The sequence below is a fragment of the Oceanobacillus sp. M60 genome, assembly GCF_053839645.1.
Genome location: NZ_JBSSNH010000005.1, coordinates 114,698 through 130,672 on the forward strand (window position 1 = coordinate 114,698; position 15,975 = coordinate 130,672).

A 15,975-nucleotide genomic window follows, 5' to 3' on the forward strand; every position below is an offset into this window, starting at 1 on the left:
CATTCTTATTTTAACGTTTTACGTTACCATTTTGCAAGGTAATTGAGATTGATTCCAATGCGTTTTCCTGCCAGAATACTTGCCAACATTCTTTTTGGGGTGGCGGCAACCTCACGAAATTCACTGCTTACATAAATATGCTCTGCGTGCGGCAGTTCCCTGGCTAGCTGTTTTCGGAGTTTCATTCCCGAATCATCCTCGTCCACCAGAATAAATACATCTGTATCGTCCAAATGATAATATTCCAACAGCTCTTCAAATTTTTCTACACCGATGGTTCCATTTGTACAAACAATGGTGATGGTATTGTCGTCAAGAATTTTTTCTAGATGCTTTTTATCAGATAACCCTTCAACGATTATGACTTTGTTGTAATCATCTTCCATCATCGTTTTGCACTCCTTATCGAAGTGATTAGGTAAACATCTTTTTTAACCTAATCCTATCCTATGCTTTTTCTATATTATATGAAAAGAAAAGAGCTAACTATACACGAATGTGGAAAAGTCAGCTCTTTTTCACCTATTTTTAGAGCCTTTTTTGAAAATTCAGGAGCAGCGCCTGTATTTTCTCTTTCTCTAAAATAGGTGTAATGTAATTTTATTATCCTTCGATAAATTCCTGGTATGCTTTCGAATCTAATAATTCCTCTAAATCTGCTTCATTCTCAAGTTCAATAACAATCATCCATGCTTTTTCATGCGGTGATTCATTCACAAGCTCTGGGCTGTCTTCCAGTTCTTCATTTACTTCTACCACTTTTCCGCTGACTGGAGCATACAGCTCGGATACCGTTTTAACAGATTCCACACTTCCAAATGGCTCTTCCAGCTCTAAAGAATCGCCGACTTCCGGTAATTCTACGAAAACAATATCGCCAAGCTCATCCTGTGCAAAGTCTGTAATTCCTATACGAACTTTTCCATCTTCTTTTTTTACCCATTCATGTTCTTTTGAATATAAATAATCATTTGGCAAGCTCATTTCGTATCCCTCCAACAAAACTTTATTCTCTTCAACTATACATGGAAGTCAGTTACATTTCTAGCACTATTTCCAGACAGATTCATAGGTTTCTTCTTTAAATCCGACAGTTACTTTCTTGCCGTCGGTTAAGACCGGTCTTTTGATGAGCATACCATCAGAAGCTAAAATCTCCGCCATTTCCTGCGGGGATAAATCATTTATTCTTTCTTTCAAATTTAATTCCCGATATTTTTTACCGCTGGTATTAAAGAATTTTTTAGGCGGCAGGTCGCTTGTTTCCATCCAAGACAGCAGTTCATTCGCACTTGGAGGCTCTTCAGCAATCGGAATCGCCTTATAATCAATTTGGTTTGCATCCAGCCATTTTTTTGCATTTCGACAGGTGCCGCATTTCGAATACCAATAAAAAGATAATGTCATTATTCTTCCTCCGCTTCTTCTATTGATCCTCTTTCGTTGGTCCCATAACGCCGGGCACCTCTAGGCCAGCCTGTCTAAGCAGCACAGTCATCTGACCGCGATGATGGATTTGATGACTGACCAGCATACGTAAAATACTTCCTTTCGGAGCAGGTCCGCCGAAATCACCTACTTCATTTACTAATGCTTCATCCGTCAGCTGCTCTTTTGCTTTCTCTGCAACGCTAGTTGAGATATCCTCATATGCTTCCAGTATGTCACTTGCTTTTGTTGGAACGGCGTCTGGATCATAAGAAGAGTCTAAATCAATTCCGACCAGGCTCATAAAGAAAACAGGACTATTCACCAAATGCCAGCCCAGCCAGCCAAGGCTGTTATGTCCTTCTACTATTGACTGATTTAATTTGTCATCCTCTAAAGCTTTTAATACAGATTTTGTACCATCAGCAGACTGTGACCATTCTGTTAAAAAATCATTTAAATTTCGATACATGCTAGTCCCTCCTAAGATAATGTTTCTTTTTTATTAGCGTACCACGAAACTTCTGCTTTAATCCAATATATTGAATCCATATCTGCTGGCCGTAAATGTAATCAGAAGTGACAAAATAAAAAAGTATTCGTACAATAATAGTTGTGGAAAAAAGAGGTCTTTTAAATTGTAATTCAAATTATTTTACATATCGGATGAACACTTAATAGAGAGAGGATATTTATTATGATAAAAAATTCTTTTCAAGCAAAATGTGCTGCGATTGCAGAAAACAAAATATTTACGAACACGATTATCGGATTAATTATCTTTAATGCTATTATTGTAGGCTTTGAAACGTACCCTGCTATTTCCAATCAATTCCCTTCTATCATTTATTGGCTGGATACTTTATTATTAGCTGTATTTACAATTGAAATTATTATTAGATTAATAGGAAGCTCTTCTCTTACAGCTTTTTTTAAGAGCCCGTGGAATGTGTTCGATTTCATCATTATATCGGCCAGTTTCGTATTCCTCGGCTCAAGTTACATCATGGTATTACGTATCCTGAGAGTTCTTCGTGTATTAAGAGCGATATCGATTATTCCGTCCTTAAGAAAAATGGTTAATGCGTTACTGCTGACGATACCTTCGATGGGAACAATCATGATTCTTTTAGGGCTGTTCTTCTATGTCTATGCCGTTATTGGTACCACTCTTTTTGCATCCATTTCTCCTGAATACTTCGGTTCTTTGCATCGAACCCTGCTCACCTTATTTCAGGTAATTACATTAGAGTCATGGGCAAGTGGTGTGATGTACCCTATTTTAGAACAAGATCCTTCCTCCTGGTGGTATTTTGTAACCTTTATTTTAATTGGCGCATTCGTTATTATTAATTTATTTGTCGGGGTTGTTGTCAATAATGTGGAAGAAGCAAGCCGGGAAGAGACACCATCGCCAACTGATTTAAAGTTGGAAGAAATGGAAAAAGAGCTGAAAGAAATTAAAGCTTTATTAAAAGAAAAATCCACGAGGGATTAGAACACGGGAGCTGTCATCAAATGCATCCTATGCATTTTGCGACAGCTCCTTTGTGTTAGTTAAACAATATATTTTTCTTCCTCAATAATCTTCGCAGCAATGTCACGTTTCTTCTTAACTACATTGATTGGTGTATGCCTTGTCAGCTTACGTAAAGAAGATAGCATGACGCGCAGTGAATCCCCTTCTTCCGCAGTAATCAGAATTTCTTTTGCTGCTGCTTCCATTCTGTTAAATGCTTCCTGTACATACACTTCCGTATATAGTAATTTCAGCTGTGCTTTTTCTGAACCGGCATTGGAAATGGCTTTTTCCGTACGAAGGATAGCAGATTCCATATTAAATACCTCTGCTGTCATGTCTGCTAATTTAACAAGGATTTCCTGCTCCCGGTCTAATTTTTTGCCGTATTTCTGTGCTGCCAATCCAGCTCCGAGCAAGATGAGCTTTTTCGCGTTCCTCAATAAATATTTTTCCTGCTCTAAGGCTTCTGTGCCGACTTCCTCCGGCATCATCATCATTAATTCTTCCTGCAGTCCCTGTGCCTTTTCCAATAATGGCAGCTCACCTTTCATTGCTTTTTTCAGCAATGTTCCCGGCACAAGCAGGCGATTGATTTCATTCGTTCCTTCAAAAATACGGTTAATACGGGAATCGCGATAAATTCTTTCTACTTCGTATTCCTGCATAAATCCGTATCCGCCATGGAGCTGAACGGCTTCGTCCACTGCATAATCCAACAATTCAGAAACCATGTATTTTGCCATCGAGCATTCAATTTGATACTCCGCGATTGCCCTGGCAACCTCACGTCCATCCTGCAGCTGCTCTTCAGATAATGCGCCCATCCGCTGTTCAAATAATCCGACAATCCGGTAAACGGCACTTTCATTGGCATACAGTTTGGAAGCAATCGTTGCTAATTTTTCCTGAGTCAGCGAAAAGCTTGAAATCGGTGTTTGGAACTGCTTGCGCTCACTTGCATATTTTACAGCTAATTCCAGAGTACGCTTCGATGCTCCGATACCGCCGACAGCCAATTTATAGCGGCCGACATTCAAAATATTAAAAGCAATCACGTGTCCGCGGCCTTTTTCACCAAGCAGATTTTCTACTGGAACCTCGGCATCCTCTAAGACCAGTGTTCTTGTAGAAGAGCTCTTGATTCCCATTTTCTTTTCTTCCGGCCCTGTAGATACACCCGGATATTCTCTTTCCACAATAAAGGCACTGAAATGCTCGCCGTCAATTTTAGCGTAGACGATAAAGACATCTGCAAAAGCAGAGTTGGTAATCCACTGCTTCTCGCCATTTAAAATATAATGCGTGCCGGCATCATTTAGTTTGGCTGTTGCTTTTGCACCAAGCGCATCAGAACCTGAACTTGGCTCAGTCAGTGCATACGCAGCAATTAACTCACCAGTGGCTAATTTAGGAAGATATTTTTCCTTCTGTGCATCGTTCCCAAAGAAGACGATTGGCAGCGAGCCGATTCCGACATGTGCGCCATGCGTAATAGAGAAACCGCCGGCGCGGGAGAACTTCTCTGCAATCAAGGAAGAACTGATTTTATCTAATGCGAGTCCTCCATATGCCTCCGGAACATCAGCACCTAATAAGCCTAATTCCCCGGCTTTTTTCAGCAAATCCACGGAATGCTCAAATTCTTGATTTTCCAGATTATCGATTTTAGGAACGACCTCTCCTAATACAAAATCCTCCGTTGTTTTCGCAATCATCTTGTGCTCATCGGTAAAATCTTCCGGTGTGATAATGTCTTCTGCCGTAATATCCTCTACTAAAAAACCGCCGCCTTTAAATAGTCTTTCTTTTGTTTCACTCATCGCAATTTCCCCTTTTCAAATAGATTATAGAAGTTCAAATACACCGGCTGCTCCCATCCCGCCGCCAATACACATCGTTACAATTCCGAATTGCTCGTTTCTCCGCTTCATTTCATGCATTAAACTGACTGTCAGCTTGGTTCCTGTACAGCCCAGCGGATGCCCTAATGCAATGGCACCGCCATTTACATTCACTTTAGCCGTATCTAGATCTAACGCCCGGATAACTCGAAGTGCCTGGGAAGCAAAAGCTTCATTTAATTCAAATAAACCGATATCCGATAATTCCAACCCTGCCATTTTCACTGCTTTCGGAATCGCCTCCACCGGTCCGACTCCCATGATTTCCGGTGCTACGCCAGCTACTGCAAAGGAGCGGAATTTTAAAATCGGTGTGAGTCCTTCCGCTTCTGCTTTCTCTTTATCCATCAATAAAACAGAGGCTGCTCCGTCACTCATTTGAGAAGCATTCCCGGCCGTGACACTGCCTTTTATATGGAAGGCTGGACGCAGGGAACGGAGTGTCTCTGCATTCGTTCCTGCCCGGACGCCCTCATCCATTTCAAAGGAAAATGATTTCTCTTCAATCTTATTGTTCTTCCCGACATAGCGCTCCTTCACCTCTACTGGAACGATCTCCTCTTGAAATAAACCGTCCTCTATGGCTTTAGCAGCACGTGCATGACTCTGTACTGCAAAAGCATCCTGATCGCTTCTTGAAATCTCGAAACGGTTGGCTACTTCTTCGGCAGTATGCCCCATGTTCATATAATATTCTGGTGCATGTTCCACCAAGGCCGGATTAGGCTTAATCACATGTCCGCCCATTGGGATCATCGACATCGATTCAGCCCCGCCAGCGATAATCGTATCTGCAGCGCCAACCATAATTCGTTCCGCACCGTAAGCAATCGTCTGTAATCCGGAAGCACAGTAACGATTTACTGTGATGCCCGGTACATCCTGGCTTAATCCGGCAAGTCCGGCAATATTCCGGGCCATATTCATTCCCTGCTCTGCTTCCGGCATCGCACAGCCAATAATCACATCATCGATCGAACCCTGATAATCGCCAGCTCGTTTTAACGTTTCTTTCACCGTAAGCGCTGCCAAATCATCTGGTCTGACATTCCGCAATGAACCTTTATTTGCTTTTCCTACTGGTGTTCTTGCACCAGCTACAATCACTGCTTCTTTCACGGATGTATCCTCCTTTGAACTTTCTTTAATTCCGTAATGGCTTTCCTTTCACAAGCATATGCTGCATCCTCTGCTGAGTCAGCGGTTCGGCAATAAGACTTAAGAAGGCCTCTCTTTCTAAATCCAGCATGACCTGTTCATCAATCTCCGTACCTTCTTTTATTCTTCCGCCAGATAAGACATAGGCCAGTTTTTCAGCAATTTTTAAATCATGCTCCGAAGCATAGCCGCTGTAATGCAGCGATTTAGCTCCCATGACCATGGCTGCATAGCCCGCCTCTCCGACAACTGGAATTTTCTCACGCGCAGGTTTCTCATATCCCTCATCGGCTAAAGCTAATACACGTTTTTTCGCATCATGGAGAACATGATCCGGATTCCTGCTGATACGGTCATTTTTATTGAGATAGCCATTCTCCATTGCTTCTCTTGCAGAAGTAGAAACTTTTGCTGTTGCTACTTTTTCAAATACATCATTCGCTACCTTGGTTAAATCAATATCTACACCTTCTGGGATATTACGAAGCTCTTTTAAATAAAGCTCTTTCGTTCCTCCCCCTCCAGGAATAAGACCGACACCAAATTCAACCAGCCCCATATATGTTTCCGGAGAAGCCTGAATCGCAGCAGCCGGCAAGGATACTTCTGCCCCTCCGCCTAATGTCATATTAAATGGAGCAGCCACCACAGGTTTATCAGCATATTTAATATTCATCGCCATGTTTTGAAATTGACGGACAACGAGATCTAATTCAAATATATTATCATCCTGTGCCTCCATCAGCATCATTGCTAAATTGGCGCCAACACAGAAATTCTTGCCCTGGTTTCCAATCACCAGCCCTCTGTAATTTTTATTTACTTCCTCAATGGATTCATTGACCATCTGGATAATATCAAGACCGATCGCATTACTTCTGGAATGAAATTCTAATAAAGCAACATCATCCCCGATATCGATTAGACTGGCGCCGGTATTTTTCTTGATGACACCTTTTTGCTCCTTGATTGCCGCTAAGGAGATTTCTTTCTTATTGACGTCCTTTTGTTTATAGGCATCTTCATGAAAGAAGTAAATAGCTCCATTTTCTTTTTTATAGAAGGTTTCGTCCCCTTCCTCCAGCATATCCAGCACCCAGCTTGGCACCGCTGTCTCTTCATCCTGTATTCGTTCCACTGCAGCCCTTACGCCAATTGCATCCCATATTTCAAATGGTCCTGACTCCCAGCCAAATCCCCATTTCATCGCATCATCAATGGAGACGACATCATCGGCAATCTCTCCGACTAAATCAGCAGAATATAATAATACCGGCTTGATAATAGACCAAATAAAATCGGAAGCTTTATCTCCCTTTTGATTAATAAGCGCTTTCATTTTTCTGTTTAATCCTTTTTCCTGCTTAGCTAATTCAACAGCAGCTGTTTTCAGCTTCTTTCTTTCCTGATACTCCAGCGTGCTTGGATTTATTTCTACAATGCTTTTATCCCTCTTCTTTTCATAGAATCCCTTCCCGCTTTTCGCACCAATCCATCCTTTTTCAATCATTTGCTTTAAAAAGTCCGGAACCGTAAAAATGGCTTTCTCTTTCGGGTCGGATACATGGTGGTAAACATTATTCGCAACATGGTAAAAGGTATCAATTCCAACGACATCCAGCGTCCGGAACGTAGCGCTTTTGGGTCTGCCAATAAGCGGGCCGGTAACCGAATCTACTTCACCGACACTTAATCCCTGCTTCTCCATTTCCTGGACAGTTACTAACAGTCCGTAAGTTCCAATCCGGTTTGCAATAAAGTTTGGCGTATCCTTCGCTTCGACAACACCCTTGCCTAATACATCCTCTCCAAATGTTTTCATGAAGGAAAGCACTTCTGCCTTCGTTTTTTCTGTCGGTATAACTTCTAACAGCTTTAAGTATCGCGGCGGATTAAAAAAGTGCGTCCCTAAAAAATGCTCCTGCATATCTTCTGAGGAATCTGCAATCATGGCGTCCACAGAAATCCCGGATGTATTAGAGGTAACCAGGCTACCTTCCCTGCGATGTGCATCCACCTTTTTAAACAGCTCTTTTTTCGCCTCTAAATTCTCAACAATCACCTCGACGATCCAATCTGCTTCAGATAATAATGCCAAATCATCCTCCAAATTGGCAATCCGAATCAAATCTAAGCTTTTTTTTGATGTAATCGGTGACGGCTTTTGTTTTAATAATTTCTTTTTACTCTCACTCACAAGCCGATTCCTGACCTGCCTGTCTTCTAAGGTAAAGCCCTGCTTCTTTTCCTTGTCTGTCAAGGAATCTGGTACTCTGTCAAACATTGTTACAGATATTCCCGCATTTGCTAAATGAGCGGCAATTCCAGAACCCATCACACCTGAACCTATTACTGCTGCATGTTTAATCGAATAAGTCATTTCACAATCCTCCAGCCTCTCTTGAATGAATGCTCATTCATTTTTAAGCCAAAAAATAAAGATATTGGCAAATCGCATATCTCACATTACTTATACTATAACGGATTATTAATTTTTTGGCAATATATTTAGCAATTTTTTGTAAGGGGTTTCAAAGTGAAAGTTTATTATTTTCTTTTTCAAAATAAGGCCTACTCCTGAAAACTGCTGACATGCTCTTCCTTTCATACAGCTTTTATATAAAACCGTTATTCAAAATAAGCGTGAAAAGAATTCCATTGCTATTCCAGCAGTAATAATCGCAGCTAAACATAACGTGTTCCTTCTATATTAATATGCATTTTCATTCAGGTGTTTCTAAAAATCGTAATCGTTCCTATTTACAAACAGAAATCCTTACGATATCATAGGTAGAGTACGAACTTGAAAGTACGTTCCATTATTATTTTAAAATGAATGGGGGAATACGATGACAACACCAGTTGTGTCTATGTCAAATATTAACTTCCATTATGAATCTCGTAAAGTCTTAGATAATATAAACTTTGAAATCCCTCAAGGAGCTTTCATGGGATTAGTCGGACCGAATGGCGGCGGAAAAACAACATTGATCCGGCTCATTCTCGGCCTGGAAAGACCGGAAACGGGAGAAATAATGGTTTTCGGACAATCGATTCAAAAGCTTAAAAATAGAGATCGAATCGGCTTTGTCTCGCAAAAAGCAAATGCATTTAATAAAGGATTTCCTGCAACCGTATATGAAGTAGTTGCTTCCGGGCTTACTGCACAGCTTGGTTATTTAAAATTCTTAACCAAAAAAGATAAGCAAAAAATTCATGGAGCAATTGCCCAGGTTGGTATGACAGAGTATACCAAACAGAACATCGGGAATCTATCAGGTGGTCAGCAGCAGCGCATCTTTATCGCACGCGCTCTGGTCAGCGACCCTGAGCTGATTATTTTGGACGAACCTACTGTAGGAATCGACTATGAAAATGTAAAAATTTTTTATGAGCTGCTTTATAAGCTTAATACAGAATTCAAGAAAACATTACTGCTGGTAACACATGATACAGGCACAATGACCCAATATGCGACAGATATTGTTTGTTTAAATAAAACACTGCATTTTCACGGAAATCCGGATGAATATGCATCACTTACAGAAGCAGACTTTTCTCAAATATATGGTCATCCAGTCAGCCTGGTTACGCATTAATTATCGTTGGAGGAAAGACAATGCTTTTGGATTTTTTAACTTACCCCTTTTTAAGATATACGTTTCTCACAGGTATCTTAATCGGTATCATCGCACCATTACTAGGAACTTTTATTGTTGTCAGAAGACAATCATTAATAGCAGATGCTTTATCGCACGTTACTTTAGCCGGAATTTCATTTGGGCTGATGACTGAGAAGGTATACGGCTGGGTTATCTCACCGATATACAGCGGCATGTTTTTTTCCGTACTCGGCTCTATCTTTATTGAAAAGCTGCGTACCGTGTATAAAGCGTATCAGGAAATTTCCATTCCTATCATTTTGTCGGCCGGCGTCGGCTTGAGTGTTATCTTCATTTCCGTTGCAGACGGGTTTAATACGGATTTATTCAACTATCTATTCGGATCTGTATCTGCCGTAACGGTTAATGATTTTTACGTCATTTCTGGAGTCGCCGCCTTTGTACTTGTCATTATCTGGCTTTTCTTTAAAGAACTATTTACCATGTCCTTTGATGAAGAGCAAGCAACGATTGCCGGACTGCATGTCAAATGGATCAATATGCTGTTTATTGTATTAACAGCGCTTGTCATTGCTGCTTCCATTCGTATCGTCGGCGTGCTGCTGGTTTCCGCTTTGATGACACTCCCTGTTGCAGCAAGCATGCGAATCGCTAAAGGATTTAAACAAATGATATTCCTGTCAATTCTCTTTGGTGAAATTGCCGTGATATTTGGAATTATTTCAGGCTATTATTTAGATATTCCACCTGGCGGAACAATTGTCATGACGTCGTTAATTTTATTATTAATTGCTATAGGAATGAAAAAACTACGAAAGTAAACGGAGGTTTTTTCGATGAATCTTCAAGATGCCATCACTGTTTTAAAAGAAAAAGGATATAAAACTACCGGAAAACGGAAGGATATCTTAGAATTTTTTGCATCCGAGGATGGATATCGTCCTGCTAAGGATTTAATTGTCCATCTCGAAAAAAAATATGGGACAATCAGCTTCGATACCATTTATCGGAACCTGCACCTATATTATGATTTAGGGATATTAGAAAAAACAGATTTAGAAGGTGAAAAGCATTTCCGCCTAAGCTGCAGCCATCATCATCATCACCATTTTATCTGCAAGGATTGCGGTAAAACAAAAGAAATTGAAGTATGTCCAATGGATTCTGCTTCTGCGGAGCTGTCAAATTATGAAATTGAAGATCATAAATTTGAGATTTATGGCAAATGCCCGGAATGCCTTCACGCTTAACATGTTTCAATTAATATAAGAATAAAACATCAGAAAAAAACTGCGGATTCGCTATTGTACGAGCAAACCCGCAGTTTTTCTCATGATTTACACATTTTTTTTGGAAATTCTATTTCTTTATGTCGAAAAGTTATGTATACTACTTTTAGAACAATTATATTAGGAGCAGAGTAGTATGCGTAAAAGTAGTAAATTTCGATTATTGTTATTATTCATCGCAGGAATTATCTTTATTGTATTTGTTTTAGTGATGCAAAGACAATTTAACAATCCAGATTTCGACTTTCAAAATGAAGCATCTGAAGTAAACGAATTGGAAAATGATGAAGAAACGGAAAAAGCAGATGCAGCAGATGAGGATGCAGATACAGATGAGGAATCGGGGGATTCTGAATCGGAGGAGGAATCTGAAGAAACGGATGCGGACACTGGCGACTCCAATGAAGAGGAGTATGAGGTTACTGCAGAGGTATTAAATATCCGAAGCAGCCCCAACGCAGACAGTGAGGTTGTAGAAACGCTGGTTAACGGGGATATTGTCCAGCTTATCGGTGAAGAAGACGAGTATGAATGGGTTGAGATTTCTTATCAAGACGTCACTGGCTATGCAAATGCCGGATACCTGGAAGCTGTTGAGTGATTAAAAAGATTTTTTCTCTTGACTGAAATTATTAAATGGATTATCTAAGCTTCCTATCCTCATAAAAAAAACGAACTTAAATCTCCTTTTCATTTATGGAATGGATAGAGATTTAAGTTCGTTTTTTTATTTATAGAGAAGATAGTTTAAGAGATTTTGCATCATTATCTATTTAATCGAGTACAGTATCTAAAACCTTACTCTCCTCGTGATCCAGCATATTCTTTAAGATGACCTCTTCTATCTCTTTATTCATTTCTGTTTCCAGTGTTTTGGAAGCAGGTGCCTCGCCGACAATGAAAATACGTTTCCATTCTCTGTCTTTTGCCTGCTTATCCAGTTTAGGCGCAATACTTTTATACCATCGATATTGGTTCGCTTCATAGCGGTCATTGAATAGATCTTTTTGTACACTGCTTGCTCCAAGTCCCTGCTTCGCTCTGCCATGACGAGGGCCTTGTTTCATCTTCCATGTATCCTCCTCCACATCCAGTTCATATTCTGCTGTATCCTTTACCTGATTTAGATTGGTGTCCATCAGTTTGACCTGATTTTGCTGCACTAGAATAATTCCTGTTTTCGGATACTTTTCAGACAGTGTCTTTAATTGATCTAATACAGGTGTCTCCTGCCACTCAAATTCATTTTGCAGATGCATTTGTACACGCTCAGCAAACCAGACCTCGCCGTCAGCTGAAGCAATAATGATAACTCCGCGCATGAGATCTCTTTCTATTTCTCCCATAAAATCTTTCACACGCTGTTTTATTTGCCTAAAATTTTTGAGTTCTTCCTGATCATCTGCTTCTTTTAAATAATGCTCAAAATTATTCAAACCATTTTTCAGATGAATCTTCCACTCCCCGCTTTGCTGATCCGGGTCGCTTAAATCTGTATTTAGGTACATGGTAAATATCTTATTTGCTCCTGTTCCTCTCACATTCTCTAACTCTTTCACAATATCTTGAATATCCTTCATGATAAGCCTCCTCGAAAATCAGTATCTATTTAGTGTGTAACCAAAATAAAAGGAGTTTAAACTTTAATATCTGAATAAAGGATATGATAGAGTTATTTTAAGCTATAAAAAAGGAAAGAGCTTCATCACTCTTTCCTTCTTCACCATCAAACTTTATTGTTTCAACTTTTTTTATTTACGTTCTAATCTTGTTCCATTTCTTCTTCTGATAAGGTTTTAGTGATTCTCACTCTTTTAATCTGATACCCGTCTTTTTCAATCAGAGTAAATTCATACCCCTCAACCTCCATCACCGTTCCTACATCCGCTTCAAGGTTATGGGTGAAGAACCAGCCGCCGATGGTGTCCACTTCATCATCTTCCAAAGTAATACCCAGCTTTTGATTGATATCATCCAAGCTGACACGGCCTGCTACTAAATAAGTAGTATCATCAATCGTTTCAAAATCAGGTACTTCGTCTTCATCAAATTCATCCCGGATATCGCCAACGATTTCTTCCAGTATATCCTCAACCGTTACTAACCCGGCCGTACCGCCATATTCATCATTGACAATCGCCATATGGATGCGCTCCTTTTGCATTTTTAAAAGGAGATGACGAATTGGGGTAGCTTCGGATACATGAATAATTGGCCGAATATAATCTTCAATCGTCGCAGGTTCATCCTTGCTCAGCTTTCCAGTAAACACTTCTTTTAAATTTACCAGACCGATAATATTGTCCTTATCCTGATCAGCAACCGGGTACCGGGTAAACTGGCCTTGATGAATCGTTTCTAAGTTTTCTTCAAAACTGGCTTCTGTCGAGAAATAAATCATTTCTGTTCTCGGTGTCATAATTTCTCTGGCTACCCGTTCATCAAATTCAAATATATTGTTTACATACATCATTTCAGATTGATTGATTTCACCACTTTTATAGCTGTCAGCCAGAATTAAACGCAGCTCCTCTTCTGTATGTGTTTCCTCATGCCCGCTCATTGGCTGTAAGCCAACTGCTTTGGTTAATAATCGTGCGGATCCATTTAATAACCAGATAAACGGAAACAACAGGCGATAGAACCAGGTCAGCGGTCTGGCTACAGCCAATGTGACCTGTTCTGCTTTTTGAATTGCTAATGTTTTCGGCGCAAGCTCCCCGACAACCACGTGCAAGAACGTTGCAATCAGGAAGGAAATAAAAATGGAAAGGGTTGTAACAAGACCTGCTCCAAGATTAAATTCCTCCAAAAGGGGATGTAACATTCTCTCAAATGTCGGTTCGGCTAAGCGCCCAATTCCAAGTGCTGTAATTGTAATCCCCAATTGACAGGCAGATAAATACTCATCAAGATGGGTAATGACTTTCTTAGCTGAAGCAGCTGAACCTCTTCCCGCTGCAATATGAGGCTCCAGCTGAGTACTTCGAATTTTTACTATAGCAAATTCTGACATAACAAAAAAAGCAGTTAATGCGATTAAAATAGCAACCGCAAATAAATTAATCATGGTCGATATGTCCAATTAAGATCCTTGTGTAACATTACACAAGGATTTCACCTCCTGAAATTTTAAAAATTATTATAAGTTCATGTTCAAAAATATCCAATTGTGTTTGAAAATCAAGAAGCTTCTTAATACAGGACGGCGATTGCAATTATTCGTCTCACTGAAAATTAATTTACTCCTTCCGCAATTCCATTGGATAAAAACTTTTTGAACATCCTCTTATTATCTTTTCTGCACGCAGATAATCCAAATGATTAGGCGCAATGGATAGTCCTGCATGATAAACATATATAAAGTTCCATATTACCTTCCCATCGAATCACCCTTTCTCTTATTCTTTATTATAATGGAAAGGGGCACACTGTGTCTACTTGACTATGAAAGTGCTGCAGATAAATATTAATACAATAAAATAAACCGGCTGTTATCAAAAAACAGCCGGTTTATTTTATTTCACAGATTATTTTTTTAGCTTGTCGTTCTCTTCTCTCTGCAATATTTTAATAAAGGAAATCATCAGCATGATAATAATTATGACAAAAGGAAGCGCTGATGTGAGAGATGCTGTCTGCAGCGCTTCTAACCCTCCAGCAACTAAAAGGACGACTGCAATAGCTGTAATGAGTCCTCCCCAGATAAATTTTGTAATCAATGCCGGATTCAAACTTCCTCTTGATGTCATGCTTCCTAAAATATACGTTGCAGAATCTGCTGAAGTAACTAGGAACGTAAAAATCAATACTATCGCCATCAACGAAGTGATGGTACTTAATGGCAAGGTACCAAACGTTTCAAATAAGGCGACAGCTAAATCTTGATCAACAGCTTCAGCAATCATCGTTCCATTTTTCAAATCACTATATAAGCTGGTTCCTCCAAAGACAGCGATCCAAATACAGGCAATGGCAGGAGAGGTGACAAGTACGCCAAAGATATACTGACGGATAGTACGCCCTCTCGATACACGAGCGACAAAAGCTCCCACAAATGGCGACCATGAAATTGCCCAAGCCCAATAGAAAATAGTCCAATCTACTACCCAGGTGTCTCCAGTATACGGAGTTAAACGTAAGCTGTATTCGACAAAGTTAGTTAAATAATCTCCTAATCCCAGCACAATGGTTTCTAATATAAATACAGTTGGTCCCATCAGAAAAACAAAGACAAGCAGAATTAAACAAAAGGATAAGTTAATGCTGCTTAACCATTTCATTCCGCGGTTTAAACCACTGACAGATGAACCTAAATAAACAAGAAGCATAGCTAATGCAATTGCAATTTGCATCCATACCCCGTCTGGCAGCCCAAAAACAGATGACAGACCGCCGCTCATTTGCATAATTCCTAATCCTAGAGAAGTCGCTACTCCCATAACAGTAGCAATTACAGCAAGCGAGTTGATAGAAGTGGCCGTAATAGGGTTATTTCCGACAACGGGCTTTACTGCTGTTGAAATTAACCCGTCTTTTCCTTTGCGAAATTGTAAGTATGCAATAACCAGTCCGACTAACGCAAAAACAGACCATTGGCTAATGCCCCAGTTAAAGAAAGCATATCCCATAGCCACCCTCGCAGCTTCTTCTGTTTGCGGTTCCAAGCCTGGAAATGGTGTATTAAAAAAGTGACTCATTGGCTCTGCTACGCCCCAGAATACCAGTCCAGAGCCGAAGCCTGTGGAAAATAGCATTCCAATCCAAGGAAAGAAACCGAATTCTGGTTTCGAATTTTTTGGACCTAATTTTATTTTACCGTATTTACTAATCGATAAGCCAATTAGAAAGAGGACAAACACAAAAACGGATATTAAATAGAGCCATCCAAAATTCTGTGTCGTCAAATCAAATAATAGAGTTGCTACACTTTGAAAGCCTGTAGAATTAAACGCACCAATTATAACGAATGCTAAAATTACTGATGCAGAAATAAAAAATACAGGATTTAAAAAACGTTTATTTCTTTTTTTCATACCTCCATCCTTTCTATG

At 39.9% G+C, this 15,975-nt stretch carries 15 protein-coding genes; 5 read left to right on the forward strand and 10 right to left on the reverse strand.

The features are described from left to right. Nucleotides 1–23: 23 nt before the first annotated feature. The 4 genes from ACW0TQ_RS13730 to ACW0TQ_RS13745 form a co-directional block, all read right to left on the reverse strand. Nucleotides 24–389, reverse strand: coding sequence for a toprim domain-containing protein (locus ACW0TQ_RS13730; RefSeq protein ID WP_042530551.1), 366 nt, complete (start codon nucleotides 387–389; stop codon nucleotides 24–26). A 214-nt stretch (nucleotides 390–603) separates the two neighbouring features. Next, nucleotides 604–984, reverse strand: coding sequence for a glycine cleavage system protein GcvH (gene gcvH / locus ACW0TQ_RS13735; protein ID WP_042530549.1), 381 nt, complete (start codon nucleotides 982–984; stop codon nucleotides 604–606). A 66-nt stretch (nucleotides 985–1,050) separates the two neighbouring features. Continuing rightward, entirely contained in the window at nucleotides 1,051–1,407 is a 357-nt protein-coding gene (locus ACW0TQ_RS13740; RefSeq protein WP_193063575.1) for an arsenate reductase family protein, read from the reverse strand. 19 nt (nucleotides 1,408–1,426) lie between these two features. Next, the gene (locus ACW0TQ_RS13745) at nucleotides 1,427–1,900 is read right to left on the reverse strand and encodes a DinB family protein (RefSeq protein ID WP_042530544.1); all 474 of its coding nucleotides are present in this window, start codon (nucleotides 1,898–1,900) and stop codon (nucleotides 1,427–1,429) included. 225 nt (nucleotides 1,901–2,125) lie between these two features. Here ACW0TQ_RS13745 and ACW0TQ_RS13750 point away from each other — a divergent pair, with 225 nt between their 5' ends. Continuing rightward, the gene (locus ACW0TQ_RS13750) at nucleotides 2,126–2,926 is read left to right on the forward strand and encodes an ion transporter (RefSeq protein ID WP_193063574.1); all 801 of its coding nucleotides are present in this window, start codon (nucleotides 2,126–2,128) and stop codon (nucleotides 2,924–2,926) included. A 59-nt stretch (nucleotides 2,927–2,985) separates the two neighbouring features. Here the strand turns inward: ACW0TQ_RS13750 and ACW0TQ_RS13755 are convergent, their stop codons facing one another. From ACW0TQ_RS13755 to ACW0TQ_RS13765, 3 genes are read right to left on the reverse strand one after another with little or no spacing between them, the layout of a single operon-like run. Then, the gene (locus tag ACW0TQ_RS13755) at nucleotides 2,986–4,770 is read right to left on the reverse strand and encodes an acyl-CoA dehydrogenase family protein (RefSeq protein WP_193063572.1); all 1,785 of its coding nucleotides are present in this window, start codon (nucleotides 4,768–4,770) and stop codon (nucleotides 2,986–2,988) included. Nucleotides 4,771–4,794: 24 nt separating this feature from the next. Then, entirely contained in the window at nucleotides 4,795–5,970 is a 1,176-nt protein-coding gene (locus ACW0TQ_RS13760) for an acetyl-CoA C-acetyltransferase (protein WP_193063571.1), read from the reverse strand. 25 nt (nucleotides 5,971–5,995) lie between these two features. After that, complete coding sequence (locus ACW0TQ_RS13765) at nucleotides 5,996–8,389, reverse strand: 3-hydroxyacyl-CoA dehydrogenase/enoyl-CoA hydratase family protein (protein ID WP_193063569.1); 2,394 nt, start codon at nucleotides 8,387–8,389, stop codon at nucleotides 5,996–5,998. Nucleotides 8,390–8,858: 469 nt separating this feature from the next. Between ACW0TQ_RS13765 and ACW0TQ_RS13770 the strand changes: the two genes are divergently transcribed. The 4 genes from ACW0TQ_RS13770 to ACW0TQ_RS13785 all read left to right on the forward strand — a co-directional run bounded on the left by ACW0TQ_RS13770 (nucleotide 8,859) and on the right by ACW0TQ_RS13785 (nucleotide 11,522). Next, the gene (locus tag ACW0TQ_RS13770; RefSeq protein ID WP_042530535.1) at nucleotides 8,859–9,608 is read left to right on the forward strand and encodes a metal ABC transporter ATP-binding protein; all 750 of its coding nucleotides are present in this window, start codon (nucleotides 8,859–8,861) and stop codon (nucleotides 9,606–9,608) included. Nucleotides 9,609–9,628: 20 nt separating this feature from the next. After that, complete coding sequence (locus tag ACW0TQ_RS13775; protein WP_212928765.1) at nucleotides 9,629–10,453, forward strand: metal ABC transporter permease; 825 nt, start codon at nucleotides 9,629–9,631, stop codon at nucleotides 10,451–10,453. 15 nt (nucleotides 10,454–10,468) lie between these two features. After that, the gene (locus ACW0TQ_RS13780; RefSeq protein WP_042530531.1) at nucleotides 10,469–10,882 is read left to right on the forward strand and encodes a Fur family transcriptional regulator; all 414 of its coding nucleotides are present in this window, start codon (nucleotides 10,469–10,471) and stop codon (nucleotides 10,880–10,882) included. Between the two features lie 175 nt (nucleotides 10,883–11,057). Continuing rightward, a complete protein-coding gene (locus tag ACW0TQ_RS13785; protein WP_289584333.1) occupies nucleotides 11,058–11,522 on the forward strand; it encodes an SH3 domain-containing protein in 465 nt (154 codons plus the stop codon). Between the two features lie 172 nt (nucleotides 11,523–11,694). Here ACW0TQ_RS13785 and ACW0TQ_RS13790 read toward each other — a convergent pair whose 3' ends face one another. The 3 genes from ACW0TQ_RS13790 to ACW0TQ_RS13800 form a co-directional block, all read right to left on the reverse strand. Then, a complete protein-coding gene (locus ACW0TQ_RS13790; protein WP_455725779.1) occupies nucleotides 11,695–12,501 on the reverse strand; it encodes a VLRF1 family aeRF1-type release factor in 807 nt (268 codons plus the stop codon). Between the two features lie 182 nt (nucleotides 12,502–12,683). Then, nucleotides 12,684–13,991, reverse strand: a complete 1,308-nt coding sequence (locus ACW0TQ_RS13795) for a hemolysin family protein (protein ID WP_175297016.1) — start codon at nucleotides 13,989–13,991, stop codon at nucleotides 12,684–12,686. Between the two features lie 460 nt (nucleotides 13,992–14,451). Beyond that, on the reverse strand, nucleotides 14,452–15,957 hold the full coding sequence (locus ACW0TQ_RS13800) for a BCCT family transporter (RefSeq protein ID WP_256704955.1): 1,506 nt from the start codon (nucleotides 15,955–15,957) through the stop codon (nucleotides 14,452–14,454). Between the last annotated feature and the right edge of the window lie 18 nt (nucleotides 15,958–15,975).